Below are 14,841 nucleotides of genomic sequence, written 5' to 3'. Positions count from 1 at the left end.
CGGTCGCGGCGGTCCGCCGCCTTGGCTAAGCGCTTGCTCAGATTAAGTTACCGGCGGGTTGTCTGTCCTGTCCAGAGAACGTAGTGCGAACCACAGTTCCATTCGGGTGTCCGGGTCGTCCAGGTTGCGGGCGAGGAGGGCCGCGCAGCGGGCGATGCGTTGGCGGACGGTGTTGCGGTGCAGGTCCAGGGCGGCGGCGGTGCGGTCCCAGCCGCCGTGGTGGGCCAGCCAGGCGCGCAGCGTCTCGCGCAGGGCGGGGGAGAGCGGGCCGAGCAGGGCCTCCGCGTGGGCGCGGGCCTCGGCCTCGTCGATCAGGCCGGCGAAGCCGGGGTCCGCGTGGCGGGCGAGCGGGGTGCGGGTCGCCTCGGCGCGCTCCAGGGCCCGGCGGGCCTGCGCGTCGGCCCCGGCCAGGGCGGCCGGGGCGGCGGGGCGCTCACCCCGAGCCGCCAGCCGGGGTGCGGGGCCGGCTCCCGGTCGGTGAGCAGGCGTACGCCGTCCCCGTACGGGTCCACCAGTACGGTGCCCAGCGCCGCCGCGAGCGCCCCGGGATCGGAGCCGCCCCGGGCGTGGACGGCGTACCAGGGCCCCGGGCCCAAGGCCGCCGCCGGGTCGCCGTCGAGGAGCAGCCGGGTCAGGGCCGCGGCTTCGCCCCCGGCCGGGCGCGGCGCGGTCAGCAGCGTCAGCAGGACCGCTCCGGCCGAGGCGATGGTGTGGTCCCCCGGGACCCGGCTCGGTGCGGCCAGCGCCAGCACCCGGCCGCCCCCCACGGCGTAGGCCGACAGGTGTACGCCGCCCAGCACGTCGGTCGCGGTCGCCACACCCCCCGAAGCCACCCGCCCGCCCAGCGCCTCCACGGCCCGCCGCGCCTCGGCGGCGGGCGCGGGCCCGGCGGCGGGCCCTGCAGCGGCGGCGAGAGCCCCGGCCGCCGGGTCCGGGTCCGGCCGCGGGGTCAGGAGGGCCGCCCAGCCGCCCAGGGCCGCCGCCAGGCGGACAGGACGGCGGCCACCGGGTCCGGGCGGGCGGCCGCCGCCGCCAGGGACTGCTGCGCCTCGGCCACCCGGCGCAGCTCACCCGTCCGGGCCTCCGCCATCAGCCGCCACACCGCCCGGCCCACCGCCGTGAACGGAGTCCCAGGCGGCACCTCCACCAGCGGCAGCCCGTGCCGCGCGCAGGCTCCGGCCAGCGCGTCCGGCACCGTCTCGTGCACCGGCGTGACCCCGAACCCCACCGCCCCCGCCCCGGCCGCCGCCAACCGCGCCACGTACGCCTCGGCCTCCGAGTCGCCCGCGCCACCCAGCTCCGCGCCGGCCGTCAGCAGCAGTTCCCCGCCCAGCAGGTACGGCGAGGGGTCCGCCATCTCGGACGCGTGCACCCCGTGCACGTCCGCCTCGGCCGGCCCCGCGAGGTGCCGCAGCCCCAGCTCCCGGTCCCGCAGCAGCGCCCCGAGGGCGACCGGCGGCGTGGGCGGGGCGGCGTACGCAGCGGCGTCCATGGATACTCCGTACAGCTCAACGGCGAACAATGGATGAAACGTACCCTTCGTGTGCCCGAGGTGTCCGCTTACGCTCGAAACACCGGACCGTAGGACCACCAGAAGGGCACCCCCCATGAGCACGCAGCCGCGCGGCCCCGTCGACTCCTCCCGCATCCCGCGCTACGCGGGCCCGGCGACCTTCGCCCGCCTGCCCCGCCTCGACGAGGTCGGCTCCGCCGACGTCGCCGTGGTCGGCGTGCCCTTCGACTCCGGTGTCTCCTACCGCCCCGGCGCCCGCTTCGGCGGCAACGCCATCCGCGAGGCCTCCCGCCTGCTGCGCCCGTACAACCCGGCCCAGGACGCCTCCCCGTTCGCCCTCGCCCAGGTCGCGGACGCCGGCGACATCGCCGTGAACCCGTTCAACATCAACGAGGCCGTCGAGACGGTCGAGGCCGCCGCCGACGAGCTGCTGTCCTCCGGCTCCCGCCTGATGACCCTCGGCGGCGACCACACCATCGCGCTGCCCCTGCTGCGTTCCGTCGCCAAGAAGCACGGCCCCGTCGCGCTGCTCCACTTCGACGCGCACCTCGACACCTGGGACACCTACTTCGGCGCGGAGTACACGCACGGCACGCCGTTCCGCCGCGCCGTCGAGGAGGGCATCCTCGACACCGAGGCCCTCTCCCACGTCGGTACGCGCGGCCCGCTGTACGGCAAGCAGGACCTCGACGACGACGCCAAGATGGGCTTCGGCATCGTGACCTCCGCCGACGTCTACCGGCGCGGTGCCGACGAGGTCGCCGACCAGCTGCGCCAGCGCATCGGCGACCGCCCCCTCTACATCTCCATCGACATCGACGTGCTCGACCCGGCCCACGCGCCCGGCACCGGCACCCCCGAGGCCGGTGGCATGACCTCCCGCGAGCTGCTGGAGATCATCCGGGGCCTGTCGTCCTGCAACCTGGTCTCCGCCGACGTGGTCGAGGTCGCCCCGGCGTACGATCACGCCGAGATCACCTCGGTCGCGGCCTCGCACACCGCGTACGAGCTGACCACGATCATGAGCCGCCAGATCGCGGCGGCCAAGGGCAAGTAGTACGACAGAAGGCACGACCGAAGAAGGGCGCGCAGCGCGTGACGCACGACCACGACCTGGTACTCCGTCCCACCGAGGCCCAGACGGCCGCCGCCCTGGCGCCGCCGCCGGGGCGGACGGGCGGGGACCTGGTCGTGGAGACGCTGCGCGGCCTCGGCGCGACGACCGTCTTCGGTCTGCCGGGGCAGCACGCGCTCGGGCTGTTCGACGCGGTCGGCCGCTCCGACCTGCGCCTGGTCACCCTGCGCGTGGAGAACAACGCCGGCTTCGCGGCCGACGCGTACGGGCGCCTCACCGGCGAGGCGGTCCCCCTCCTGCTGTCCACCGGGCCGGGCGCGCTGACGGCGCTGCCCGCGCTCGCCGAGGCGGCGGCCGGCTCCGCCCCGGTGCTCGCGATCTCCTCCCAGGTCCCGACGGCGGGCCTGGGCGGGGGCCGCCGGGGGCACCTGCACGAGCTGCGGGACCAGGCCGCGTCCTTCCGGGACGTGGTGAAGTCCGTCCACATCGCCCGCACCCCCTCGCAGATCCCGTCGGTGGTCGCGGAGGCCTGGGAGTCCGCCCTGACGGCCCCCTTCGGCCCGGTCTGGGTGGAGATCCCCGAGGACGTCCTGCGCGCGGAAACGGTCCTGCCGCAGGTCACGGGCATGGACGCGACCCCGCACGAGCTCGCCCCCCGCCCCGAGCTGACGGCGCTGGCGGCGCACTGGCTCTCCCACGCCTCCCGCCCGGTGATCATCGCGGGCGGCGGGGTCGTCCGCGCCGACGCGGCGGGCAAGCTCAGGCAGTTGGCCGAGCGTCTGAACGCCCCCGTCGTCACCACCTTCGGCGGCAAGGGCGCCTTCCCCTGGAACCACCCGCTCTCGCTCCAGTCCTGGCTGGAGGACCGGCACACCACCGACTTCCTGGAGGACGCGGACGTCCTGCTGGTCGTGGGCTCCGGCCTCGGGGAACTCTCCTCGAACTACCACACGTTCTTCCCCACGGGCCGGGTCGTCCAGATCGAGGCCGACCTCGGCAAGCTGGAGGCCAACCACCCGGCCCTCGGCATCCACGCCGACGCCCGCCTCGCCCTCCAGGCCCTCCTCGAAACGGTCGAACCCCGGCAGGACGACCAGGCCCCCGAGCGGGTCCGCGCGCTGCTCGCCGCCGTCGCCGAGCGGCTGGGCGGCCAGGACGTCGCCCTGGAGCAGGAGCTCCTGACGTCCATCCGCGCCGCCCTGCCGCCCCGTTCCCCGTCCTTCTGGGACATGACGATCCTGTCCTACTGGGCGTGGTCGGCCTTCGACCCGAAGCACCCGAACACCATGCACTCCGCGCAGGGCGCCGGCGGCCTCGGCTACGCCTTCCCGGCGGCCCTCGGCGCGGCCGTCGCCGAACCGGACACCCCCGTCCTCGCCGTGTCGGGCGACGGCGGGGCCATGTACTCGATCGCCGAACTGGCCACGGCCCGCCAGCACGACCTGGACGTCACCTGGCTGATCGTGGACGACGGCGGCTACGGCATCCTGCGCGAGTACATGACCGACGCCTTCGACGGACGCACGGCCGCCACCGAGCTCACCCGCCCCGACTTCGCCGCTCTGGCGGCCTCCTTCGGCGTCCCGGCGACCACCACCACCCCCGAAACCCTCCGCACGGACCTCACCCGGGCCCTCAAGACCCCGGGCCCCTCCGTCGTGGTCCTCCCGGCCACCCTGAAGATGTTCGCCCCGACACACCTCTGACCACTGACCGGAGTCGGACTCGTGGTCCACATTTCTCGTCCGTCGGGCGGAGATGGATCATCCGCGAAGCCGATCCGGGTTCGTGAGCTGCCGGGCAGAGTGTGGGCATGACAACCCACACGGTGCATGTCAATACGACAGCGACAGAACGGCCCGTTCCCCGATGGGCCGCCGGCGCGGCCCGTGCGATGCCCCTGGTCGCACTGCCCGTCTGCCTGTGGCGTCTGCCCATCGCCTTCGGCTATGGCATGGGAGGGGAGGTCCTGCCCCCGTCGCCGTGGAACATCCCCTACGTCGTCGGACTCAGCCTTCTGTCCGAGGCATTCGCACTGCTTAGCTTCGGCTTGGTGCGGCGGTGGGGTGAGGTGGTGCCCACCCGGGTCCCCAAGCTGGGCGGCAGACGCATCCCGCCCTTCGCGGTGATCCTTCCCGCGACGCTCAGCGGCCTCTTCTTCACCGCCTTGATGGTCCACTGGGTGTTCGGGGCCTTTCGTATCGGCGGTGCCGACGGCTTCCCGTACAGCGAGGGCTGGGACGTGCTGGCGATGACGGTCAGCGGCCTGTTCACCTTGTGGGGCCCCCTGCTGCTGGCCCTGACGTTCGCGTATCACCGCCGCCGCCGCTCTCGCTGAGCCGGCACGGACGGACGCGCCTTCATTCCCGGCCCTCTCCGTCCGGCGCCGGCACCTCGGCCCAGACGGCCTTGCCGATCCCGTGCCGGCGTGGACACTGCCCCCACCGTTCGGCCACCGCCGCGACGATGGCGAGCCCCCGCCCCCGCTCGTCGCCCTCCCCGGCGACCTGGGGGGTCAGCTCCACGCGTTCCCCGGCGTCGGCCACCTCGACCCGCAGCACCCCTTCATAGCGCGCGACCCGCACCCCGATCTCCCGCCCCCGCGGGGCACGGGCGTACCGGACGGCGTTGGTGACCAACTCGGAGAGCAGCAACTCGGCCGCGTCGGCGGGCTCCCCGTCCACCTTCCACTCGGCGAGCAGCTCGCGCAGCATGGCGCGGGCCCGGCCGGGGGTGCGGGGACTGCTGGGGATCATCCAGAAGATCTCAACGGCAGAGGGCACGGTCATTTTGGCCTCACCAGTCGCGCGGCGGCAGCCCAAGTACCAGGGCATCGCCGCCGCGCTGAAGGACGCCATCGCCTCGGGCGAGTACGGGCCCGGCGACCGGCTGCCCGGCGAGAGCGACCTCATGCGCACCTACGAGGTCGCCCGCATGACCGCGCGGCAGGCGCTCGGAGTCTTGCAGTCCGAGGGGTTGGCCGAGGCCCGCAAGGGGGCCGGGGTCTTCGTACGGGAGTTCCGGGTCGGTATCCGGCGGCGGGGGATCCAACGTCTGGCCGTCGAGGTGTGGGGCGCCGGCGGGTCCATCTGGGCTGCGGACGGCAAGGGACACGACCCCGAGGTCGAGTTCCTCGGCGTCGCCGAACAGCCCGCGCCCGCAGGGGCCGGGAGCTTGCTCGGGCTGCCCGGCGAGGCGGCGGTGGTGGTGCGCCGGAGGCGCTTCCTGCTGGACGGCAAGCCCGTGATGCTCGCGACGTCCTACCTCGACGCCACCCTCGCGGCGGGCACGCCCATCGCCGAACCCGACAGCGGCCCCGGCGGCATCTACGCCCGCCTCGCCGAGCTCGGCCACGGGCCCGCGCGCTTCCGCGAGGAGATCCGCTCGCGCATGCACACTCCGGAGGAAGCCCGGCAACTCGGGCTCGGCACGGGCACCCCCGTCGTCCTGGTCGTCCGTACCGCTCTCGCCGCCGACGGGCGCGCCGTCGAGGTCAACGAGATGGTGCTCGACGCCTCCGCCTACGTGCTGGAGTACGAGTTCGACGCCCCGTAGAGCCGGGCCGCGTCAGGCCTGCGTGGCCCGCGCCTGCGGCTGCGTCATGCCTGTCGCAGAGTGAAAGCGCCCCGTGTGCGTCCGGGGTGCGGTCGAGACACGGTTGGGGGAACCTCGCGTGCCGTCCCCGTATGGCAGTGCGATTGTTGCCGGGGGATGAAATACGCCGGTCGGGGCGTTGGGGGAGGCGGCAGGACTGGACCTACGGGGAGGCACCACGTGACGGCGGGCGGCGGGAAACAGGACGGGAAACAGGGCTGGGGCAGGCGGCTGGCCGCCTATACCTGGCGGTACAAGGTCAACGTGCTGCTCGCGCTCGGCTCCTCACTGGCCGGCATGGCCGTCATGGCGCTCGTGCCGCTGGTCACCAAGGTGATCATCGACGACGTCATCGGGAACAAGACGAAGGACATGGCCCCCTGGGCGGGCATGCTCATCGGCGCGGCCGTCCTCGTCTACGTCCTCACCTACATACGCCGCTACTACGGCGGCCGCCTCGCCCTCGACGTGCAGCACGACCTGCGCACCGACATGTACGACGCCATCGCCCGTCTCGACGGGCGCCGGCAGGACGAGCTGTCCACCGGTCAGGTCGTCGGGCGGGCCACCAGCGACCTCCAGCTGATCCAAGGGCTGCTCTTCATGCTGCCCATGACCATCGGCAACTTCCTCCTCTTCGGGATATCCCTCGGCGTCATGCTGTGGCTGTCCCCGCTGCTCACGCTCATAGCCCTGCTGATGGCTCCCGCCCTGTGGTTCATCGCCCAGCGCAGCCGCAAGAAGCTGTTCCCCGCCACCTGGTACGCGCAAGGCCAGGCCGCCGCCGTCGCCGGTGTCGTCGACGGCGCCGTCACCGGCGTCCGCGTCGTCAAGGGCTTCGGGCAGGAGGAGCAGGAGACCGGCAAGCTCCGCGAGGCCGGCCGCCGCCTGTTCGGCGGGCGGATGCGCGGCATCAAGATGAACTCCCGCTACACCCCCGCCCTCCAGGCCGTTCCCGCCCTCGCCCAGGTGGCGATGCTGGGCCTCGGCGGGTGGATGGCCACCCGCGGTCAGGTCACCCTCGGCACGTTCGTGGCGTTCTCCACCTACCTCGCCCAGCTCGTCGGCCCCGTCCGCATGCTCGCCATGGTCCTCACCGTCGCCCAGCAGGCCCGCGCCGGCGTCGAGCGGGTCTACGAACTCATCGACACCCAGCCCGTGATCCGCGAGGGCACGCGCGAACTGCCCGCCGACGCGCCCGCCACCGTCGAGTTCGAGGACGTCCGCTTCGGCTACGACCCCGAGCGCCCCGTCCTCGACGGCTTCTCGCTGCGCATCGCCGAGGGCGAGACCGTCGCCGTCGTCGGCGCCTCCGGCAGCGGCAAGTCCACCGTCTCCCTCCTCCTGCCCCGCTTCTACGACGCCGACCACGGCACCGTCCGCGTCGGCGGCCACGACGTCCGCGAGCTGACGTACGACTCCCTGCGCGCCGCGATCGGACTCGTCCCCGAGGACTCCTTCCTCTTCTCCGACACCATCCGCGCGAACATCGCCTACGGGCGCCCCGACGCCGGTGACGAGGAGATCCGGGCCGCCGCCCGAGCCGCCCAGGCCGAGGCCTTCATCGAGGCCCTCCCCGCCGGCTACGACACCAAGGTCGGCGAACAGGGCCTGACGCTCTCCGGCGGCCAGCGCCAGCGCATCGCGCTCGCCCGCGCCCTCCTCACCGACCCCCGCCTGCTGCTCCTCGACGACGCCACCTCCGCCGTCGACGCCCGCGTCGAGCACGAGATCCACGAGGCCCTGCGGTCCGTCATGGCCGGCCGCACCACCCTGCTGATCGCCCACCGCCGCTCCACCCTCGCGCTGGCCGACCGGATCGCCGTACTCGACCACGGCCGCCTCGCCGACATCGGCACGCACGAGGAACTGGAGCGCCGCTCCCCGCTCTACCGGCGGCTGCTCACCGACCCCGACGCCCTCGGCGGCGCCTCCCCGCGCACTCCCGACGCACCGGCCATGGCCGAGTTCGAGCGGGAGATGAAGCGGGACGGCGAGTGCGACATCGAGCGGGACATCGAACTCGAAGCCGAGATCGACGCCGAGCCCGTCAACGCCAAGCGCCGCGTCGCCGACGGCGTCACCCCGGAGCTGTGGCGCCGCCAGGACGCCGTCGACACCCCGTCGCTGCCCGGCGCCACGCCCGAACTCCTCGCGCAGCTCGCCGCGCTGCCGCCCGCCGACGACGAGCCGCGCGTCGACGAGCAGCACGCGGCCTCCGCCGAGGAGAGCTACGGCCTGCGCCGCCTGCTGCGCGGTTTCTGGGCGCCCCTCGCGATCAGCCTGGGCCTGGTCGCCCTCGACGCGGGCTCCGGTCTGCTGCTGCCGATCCTGATCCGCCACGGCATCGACCAGGGCGTCGAACAGGCCGCCCTCGGGGCCGTCTGGGTCGCCGCCGGCCTGGCCCTGGCCGTGGTCGTCGCCCAGTGGGCCGCGCAGGTCGCCGAGACCCGCATGACCGGCCGTACCGGCGAACGCGTCCTGTACGCCCTGCGCGTCAAGATCTTCGCCCAGCTCCAGCGCCTGGGGCTCGACTACTACGAGCGCGAGCTCACCGGCAAGATCATGACGCGGATGACCACCGACGTCGACGCCCTCTCGACCTTCCTGCAGACCGGCCTGGTCACCGCCGTCGTCTCCGTCCTGACCTTCTTCGGCATCCTCGTCGCCCTGCTCGTCCTCGACGTCGAACTCGCCCTGATCGTCTTCGCGACCCTGCCCGTCCTGGTCATCGGCACGATCGTCTTCCGCCGCAAGTCGGTGGTCGCCTACGAACTCGCCCGCGACCGGGTCAGCCTCGTCAACGCCGACCTCCAGGAGTCCGTCGCCGGGCTGCGCCTGGTGCAGGCCTTCCGCCGGCAGGGCACGGGCCGCGCCCGCTTCGCCGAGCGCAGTGACTCCTACCGCGAGGCGCGGGTCCGGGGTCAGTGGCTGATATCCATCTACTTCCCCTTCGTGCAGCTGTTGTCCTCCGGCGCGGCGGCGGCCGTGCTGATCGTCGGCGCGGGACGCGTGGAGGCGGGCACCCTCACCACCGGCGCGCTGGTGGCGTACCTGCTCTACATCGACCTCTTCTTCGCCCCCGTCCAGCAGCTCTCCCAGGTCTTCGACGGCTACCAGCAGGCCACCGTCTCCCTGGGCCGGATTCAGGAGCTGCTGCGCGAGCCCACCACCACGCCGCGCCCGGCCGACCCCCGCCCGGTGAAGGAGCTGCGCGGCGAGATCGCCTTCGAGGACGTGCGGTTCCAGTACGGCACCGCCGAGGAGCGCGGCGAGAAGGGCGACGCGCTGGCCGGAATCAGCCTGCGCATACCGGCGGGTCAGACCGTCGCCTTCGTCGGCGAGACCGGCGCCGGGAAGTCCACGCTGGTCAAGATGGTGGCCCGGTTCTACGACCCGACCTCCGGCCGGGTCACCGCCGACGGCACCGACCTGCGGGAGCTGGACCTGACGGCGTACCGCCACCACCTCGGCGTCGTCCCCCAGGAGTCGTACCTCTTCCCGGGGACGGTCCGCGACGCCATCGCCTACGGGCGACCCGACGCGAGCGACGCGGAGGTCGAGGCCGCCGCCCGCGCGGTCGGCGCCCACGACATGATCGCCACGCTCGACGGCGGCTACCTGCACGCCGTCACCGAGCGCGGCCGCAACCTGTCCGCCGGCCAGCGCCAGCTGATCGCGCTGGCCCGCGCGGAACTCGTCGACCCGGACGTCCTCCTGCTCGACGAGGCCACCGCCGCCCTGGACCTGGCCACCGAGGCCCAGGTCAACCAGGCGACCGACCGGCTCGCGGGCAAGCGCACCACGCTGGTCGTGGCGCACCGCCTGACGACCGCCGCCCGCGCGGACCGGGTCGTGGTCATGGACCGGGGCCGGGTCGTGGAGGACGGCAGTCACGCCGAGCTGCTGGCGCGCGGCGGGCGTTACGCCGAGCTGTGGCGCACGTTCGTCGGCGAGGACGAGCGCGCGGCGGCGTAGGCCGGGTCGTACCTCAGGGTGCCCCGGGGATCAGAGCTCGCCGAAGAGCAGATTCCCCGGGGCGTCCTCGTCGTCACCGGTGTAGTACTCGCGTACCGAGACGAGGAGTTCGTCCACCGACAGGTAGCCGTCGTGGTTCTTGTCGATCCGCGCGAAGAAGGCCTCGGCCGCCTCCGGCCCCAGCTTGGTGTCGAAGGCCGTCTGCGCCTTGTGGAACTCCTCCAGGCTGATGCGCCCGTCGCCGTTGGTGTCCACGATGGTGAGCAGCGCCTGCGCCATCGGCCGGAAGGAGCGGTCGTAGGCCTCGCCGCCGTCCTTGTACAGGCGCGTCATGCCCAGGGAGTACTCCTCGGGCGTGACCTTGCCGTCGCGGTCCATGTCCAGCTCGGTGAACAGCTCCTGCCAGAAGCCGACGAGCCCGTCGATCGCCGCGAGGGCCTTCGGCGAGTCCTGCGGCTCCCCGAGGGCCGACAGCAGACGGGTGCCCAGCGCGATGATGTCGTGCTCGTCGATGACGCCGTTGTTGTCGGCGTCCAGGTGGGAGAAGGCGCGCTCCAGCTTGCGGTCGAGCAGGTCGTTCGTCATCGCGGGTGCCTTTCAACAGGGGTGAGAACGGCGTCGGTATGACTACCGTTTGGGGTCACTCGATCGCCTAGCGTAATCTCCCCCTTGATCGCGAACTTCCGTTGTGCCGCGGGGAAGTTGTGGATGCACTCGTACGAGCTATGGCCGGTTCCCGTGTCCGGGGTGAGCCCCGGCCGTGCAACCTTCCGGGGGGTCCGGGCGTCGTACGTCCGTACGTGTGACGTACGACCGATCGGGGGGTCAGCATGCGGTGGAACGGGGAGATCCGGGGGGAGCCGGGTCGGCGCGGCCGGGGGCGGGCCGTGCGCCTCGGCGCGCTCGCGGCGGTGATCTGGCTCGCCGTCGAACTCGTCGGGCGTGGCCCCTTCGGGCCGCCCGCCGCCGTGGCCCAGGCTGGCTGCGCCGGGAGGCTCGTCAAGGTGCTGCCGTTCTCCACCGGTGAGGTGCGCGTGCGCAAGACGCGGACCCAGGTCTGCGCGACGGCCGTCGCGCTGCGCCCCGGGGAGCGTCGTGCGATGTGGGTCAGCGTCCAGCCGCGTGGCGGAATCGCCGTGGGCGATGCGGGGCAATTCACCCGCTACGCGGGCCCCGTCACCGTCGGTGCGATCAACCGATGTGTGTATGTAAGGGGCGGTATCGCGGCCGGATCCGTCGAATCCGGCTGGATCCTTTGTTGAGCGCACGTCCCAACTGGGGCTGGTCAGTCATGTGTTGGCCGGGCTAGGTTCACGGGCGACCGCAGTGAACTGAAGGGGAGGGTGCATGCGCAAGACGCTTGGCCGGCTGCTGCCGATAGGTGTGCTGATCGCCGCCATGGGTACAGCCGGTGTCACGGCTCAGGCGGCCACCGCCGCCGAGTCGGTCGCCGCCGCGCCGACCATCGCAGGGCAGACCGCGGCCGAGGACATCAAGGACCGCATCCTTGCCGTTCCGGGCATGAGTCTGATCGAGGAGAAGCCGTACCCCGGCTACCGCTTCTTCGTATTGAACTACGAGCAGCCGATCGACCACCGGCAGCCGTGGAAGGGCACCTTCAAGCAGCGCATCACCCTGCTGCACAAGGACGTCTCGCGGCCCACCGTGTTCTTCACGTCGGGCTACAACGTCAACACCAATCCGCGCCGCTCCGAGCCGACGACCATCATCGACGGCAACCAGGTGTCCATGGAGTATCGATTCTTCAACCCGTCGCGCCCCGACCCGGCCGACTGGTCGAAGCTGGACATCTGGCAGGCCGCCAGCGACCAGCACCGCATCTTCACCGCCCTGAAGAAGATCTACTCGAAGAACTGGATCGCCACCGGCGGCAGCAAGGGCGGCATGACGGCGACGTACTACGAGCGCTTCTACCCCAAGGACATGGACGGCGTCGTCGCGTACGTCGCGCCCAACGACGTCGTCAACAAGGAGGACTCGGCCTACGACCGGTTCTTCGCCAAGGTCGGCACCAAGGAGTGCCGCGACCGGCTGAACGCCGTACAGCGCGAGGCGCTCGTGCGCCGCGAGCCGCTGGAGGCCAAGTACGCGGCCGCCGCCGCCGAGAACGGCTGGACCTTCAACACCGTCGGCAACCTCGACAAGGCCTACGAGGCCGTCGTGCTCGACTACGTCTGGGCGTTCTGGCAGTACAGCCTGCTCTCCGACTGCGCCTCCATACCCGACGCCAAGACCGCCACCGACCAGCAGATCTGGGACACGGTCGACGCGATCTCCGGCTTCTCGGCCTACTCCGACCAGGGCCTGGAGACGTACACCCCGTACTACTACCAGGCGGGTACGCAGCTCGGCTCGCCCGACATCAAGCAGCCCCACCTGGCGGGCCTGAGCCGCTACGGCTACCAGCCGCCGCGCGACTTCGTGCCCCGCGACATCCCCATGACCTTCCAGCCGGGAGCCATGGCGGACATCGACACCTGGGTCCGCAACAACGCGCACCAGATGCTCTTCGTCTACGGGCAGAACGACCCGTGGGGCGCGGAACCGTTCCGCCTCGGCTACACCACGCGCGACAGCTACGTCATGACCGCGCCGGGCGCCAACCACGGGGCGAACGTCTCCAAGCTGCTGGACGGCGAGAAGACCCTCGCCACCGCGCGGATCCTCCAGTGGGCCGGCGTGTCACCCGCCCCCAACCTGCTGGGTACGCCGAAGGCGGAGCCGCTGGCCGCGCCGGACGCGCAGCTCGACCAGCGCGACCTGGAGCGGGAGCCGCAGCTGCGGCCGTAGTAGCCGTGGCGTAGCCCCCGGGTACCAGTACGCGGGTGCTACCGGGCCACGGACCCGTACGAGAGTCCGTGGCCCAGCGGGTAGCGGCCCGGCACCGGGACGGGCAGGCGGCCGGACGGTCGCCGCGCCCCGGTGACCACCCGGGCCGCCGCCCGCATCTCCACGTCCGTCCACGTGTACGTGGCCAGTTCCGCCGCGCACGCCGGCAGCCGCGCCGGGTCGTACGGGTTGCGGATCGCCACCAGCACCACCGGCACGCCCGTCGCGACCAGGTCCGCCACCAGGGTCCGCTGCGGGCTCTCGCCCTCGGGCACGTTGTACGTGCACACGAGCACCGCCGCGTGCCCCGGGGCCGCCGCGACGGCCTGGTCCGGCGGGAGCGCCGTCGCCCGGCAGCCCAGCGCGGTCAACTCCCGCGCCAGGACCGTCGTGGGGGGCCCGGTGGTACCCGACGGGGAGACCGGGTCCGTCCCGGTGACCAGCAGCCGGGGCGCCGCCGCCGCGTCCAGCGGCAGCAGGGCGCGCGGGTTGGCCAGGAGCGTGGTGGTGGCGGCCGCGATCTCGTCGGCTGCCCGGAGGTGCCCGTCCGCGCCGACCCGCGCGCCGACCTCCTCCGGGGAGGTGTAGGGGTCCTCGAACAGGCCCCGACGCGCTTTGAGTTCGAGGATCCGCAGGACCGATTCCGCGATCCGGGCCCGCGTCAGCTCGCCCGAGTCCACCGCCGCGAGCACCCCGCGCTGCGCGAGCGCGAGGTCCGGCGCGTTCAGCAGCTGGTCGCAGCCGGCCAGGAGCGCCAGGACCGGGACACGGTCGTCCCCGTACTTCTGGCGGACGCCGGCCATGTCGAGGGCGTCCGTGACGACCACCCCGCGAAAGCCGAGGCGTTCGCGCAGGAGGCCGGTGACGATGGGCCGCGAGAGGGTCGCCGGATCCCCCGAGGGATCGAGCGCGGGGAAGACGATGTGCGCCGTCATCACGGCGTCCACGCCCGCCTCCACCGCCGCCCGGAACGGCGGTTCGTCCAGCTCCTCCCACTGCTCCCGGCTGTGCCGCATCACCGGCAGGCCGACGTGGCTGTCCGTCTCGGTGTCCCCGTGGCCCGGGAAGTGCTTCACGGTGGCCGCGACGCCCGCCGCCTGGTAGCCCCCTACCTGGGCGGCGACCAGCGCCGCGACCGCGCGCGGGTCGGAGCCGAAGGACCGTACGCCGATCACCGGGTTGGCCGGGTTCACGTTGACGTCGGCCACCGGGGCGTAGTCCTGCCGGATGCCGAGCGCCGCCAGTTCGGCCCCCGCGACGTGGGCCGCACGGCGGGCGTCGGCGGGGGAGCCGGCCGCGCCCAGGGCCATCGCCCCGGGCAGCAGGGTCGCGGGCCGCCCGATCCGGGCGACGGCCCCGTGCTCCTGGTCGACGGAGAGCAGCAGCGGTACGCCCCCGCCCGAGTCGGCCGCCGCGCGCTGGAGGCCGTCCGAGAGGGCGGCGATCTGCGCGGGGGCGCGGGTGTTGTGGGCCCAGGCGAAGTAGACGACCCCGCCGAGGTGGTAGCGGGCGACGACCTCGGCGGCGGTGCGGACCCCGAAGTGCCGCCGGTTCAGCTCGGCGTCCACCGGGTCGGGGTCGGTGGCGGAGTGTCCGTAGGCCCGGGACACGAACAGCTGGCCGACCTGCTCGGGCAGGCTCATCGAGGCGACCAGCGCGCGCAGCCGGGCCCGGTTCGGGCGGCGGCCCGGCGCCCGGTCGGCGGGTCGGGAGTCGTCCGGGGCGGCGGGGGCGGAGTCCACGGAGGCGGAGGCGACGGCGCCGGCGGCGGTCACGGCCGCCGCGGCCGCGGCGGCGAGGACGGCCCGGCGGGATGCGTGGAAGGGCACCC

At 73.2% G+C, this 14,841-nt stretch carries 10 protein-coding genes and 1 pseudogene; 7 read left to right on the top strand and 4 right to left on the bottom strand.

Features of this window, described 5'->3' with window-relative positions; translation table 11 throughout:
• Positions 1 to 42: 42 nt before the first annotated feature.
• Positions 43 to 1,492 (bottom strand): annotated as a pseudogene (locus M4D82_RS12500) (helix-turn-helix domain-containing protein).
• A 115-nt stretch (positions 1,493 to 1,607) separates the two neighbouring features.
• On the opposite strand from M4D82_RS12500, the gene speB reads away from it, so the two are divergent.
• The 3 genes from speB to M4D82_RS12485 all read left to right on the top strand — a co-directional run bounded on the left by speB (position 1,608) and on the right by M4D82_RS12485 (position 4,926).
• Complete coding sequence (speB, locus tag M4D82_RS12495; RefSeq protein ID WP_249766126.1) at positions 1,608 to 2,570, top strand: agmatinase; 963 nt, start codon at positions 1,608 to 1,610, stop codon at positions 2,568 to 2,570.
• 38 nt (positions 2,571 to 2,608) lie between these two features.
• On the top strand, positions 2,609 to 4,294 hold the full coding sequence (locus M4D82_RS12490) for a thiamine pyrophosphate-binding protein (RefSeq protein ID WP_249766125.1): 1,686 nt from the start codon (positions 2,609 to 2,611) through the stop codon (positions 4,292 to 4,294).
• A 107-nt stretch (positions 4,295 to 4,401) separates the two neighbouring features.
• Positions 4,402 to 4,926 (top strand): hypothetical protein, encoded by a 525-nt coding sequence (locus M4D82_RS12485; RefSeq protein ID WP_249766124.1) that lies wholly within the window; start codon positions 4,402 to 4,404, stop codon positions 4,924 to 4,926.
• A 22-nt stretch (positions 4,927 to 4,948) separates the two neighbouring features.
• Here M4D82_RS12485 and M4D82_RS12480 read toward each other — a convergent pair whose 3' ends face one another.
• Positions 4,949 to 5,377: an ATP-binding protein gene (locus tag M4D82_RS12480; protein WP_249766123.1), complete on the bottom strand. Its 429-nt coding sequence runs from the start codon at positions 5,375 to 5,377 to the stop codon at positions 4,949 to 4,951.
• Position 5,378: 1 nt separating this feature from the next.
• Between M4D82_RS12480 and M4D82_RS12475 the strand changes: the two genes are divergently transcribed.
• Both M4D82_RS12475 and M4D82_RS12470 read left to right on the top strand, forming a co-directional pair.
• Entirely contained in the window at positions 5,379 to 6,143 is a 765-nt protein-coding gene (locus tag M4D82_RS12475; protein ID WP_249766122.1) for a GntR family transcriptional regulator, read from the top strand.
• 156 nt (positions 6,144 to 6,299) lie between these two features.
• Complete coding sequence (locus M4D82_RS12470) at positions 6,300 to 10,160, top strand: ABC transporter ATP-binding protein (RefSeq protein WP_502988910.1); 3,861 nt, start codon at positions 6,300 to 6,302, stop codon at positions 10,158 to 10,160.
• A gap of 30 nt (positions 10,161 to 10,190) precedes the next feature.
• Here M4D82_RS12470 and M4D82_RS12465 read toward each other — a convergent pair whose 3' ends face one another.
• Complete coding sequence (locus tag M4D82_RS12465) at positions 10,191 to 10,745, bottom strand: EF-hand domain-containing protein (protein ID WP_249766120.1); 555 nt, start codon at positions 10,743 to 10,745, stop codon at positions 10,191 to 10,193.
• A 245-nt stretch (positions 10,746 to 10,990) separates the two neighbouring features.
• Between M4D82_RS12465 and M4D82_RS12460 the strand changes: the two genes are divergently transcribed.
• Complete coding sequence (locus M4D82_RS12460; protein WP_249766119.1) at positions 10,991 to 11,422, top strand: hypothetical protein; 432 nt, start codon at positions 10,991 to 10,993, stop codon at positions 11,420 to 11,422.
• Positions 11,423 to 11,507: 85 nt separating this feature from the next.
• Positions 11,508 to 12,971 (top strand): S28 family serine protease, encoded by a 1,464-nt coding sequence (locus M4D82_RS12455; protein ID WP_249766118.1) that lies wholly within the window; start codon positions 11,508 to 11,510, stop codon positions 12,969 to 12,971.
• Positions 12,972 to 13,009: 38 nt separating this feature from the next.
• Here M4D82_RS12455 and M4D82_RS12450 read toward each other — a convergent pair whose 3' ends face one another.
• Positions 13,010 to 14,839 carry a glycoside hydrolase family 3 protein gene (locus tag M4D82_RS12450; RefSeq protein ID WP_249766117.1) on the bottom strand — a complete coding sequence of 610 codons (1,830 nt, stop codon included), beginning with the start codon at positions 14,837 to 14,839 and terminating at the stop codon, positions 13,010 to 13,012.
• Between the last annotated feature and the right edge of the window lie 2 nt (positions 14,840 to 14,841).

This window comes from Streptomyces sp. RerS4, assembly GCF_023515955.1.
Classification (GTDB): Bacteria; Actinomycetota; Actinomycetes; order Streptomycetales; family Streptomycetaceae; genus Streptomyces.
This window is presented reverse-complemented; position numbering and strand designations above follow the sequence as displayed.

Bases quoted from the DNA above. Each gene is read 5' to 3' on its own strand.
- M4D82_RS12455 (WP_249766118.1), top strand. From the start codon at position 11,508: ATGCGCAAGACGCTTGGCCGGCTGCTGCCGATAGGTGTGCTGATCGCC.
- M4D82_RS12460 (WP_249766119.1), top strand. From the start codon at position 10,991: ATGCGGTGGAACGGGGAGATCCGGGGGGAGCCGGGTCGGCGCGGCCGG.
- M4D82_RS12480 (WP_249766123.1), bottom strand. From the start codon at position 5,377: ATGACCGTGCCCTCTGCCGTTGAGATCTTCTGGATGATCCCCAGCAGT.
- M4D82_RS12485 (WP_249766124.1), top strand. From the start codon at position 4,402: ATGACAACCCACACGGTGCATGTCAATACGACAGCGACAGAACGGCCC.
- M4D82_RS12470 (WP_502988910.1), top strand. From the start codon at position 6,300: ATGAAATACGCCGGTCGGGGCGTTGGGGGAGGCGGCAGGACTGGACCT.
- speB (WP_249766126.1), top strand. From the start codon at position 1,608: ATGAGCACGCAGCCGCGCGGCCCCGTCGACTCCTCCCGCATCCCGCGC.
- M4D82_RS12465 (WP_249766120.1), bottom strand. From the start codon at position 10,745: ATGACGAACGACCTGCTCGACCGCAAGCTGGAGCGCGCCTTCTCCCAC.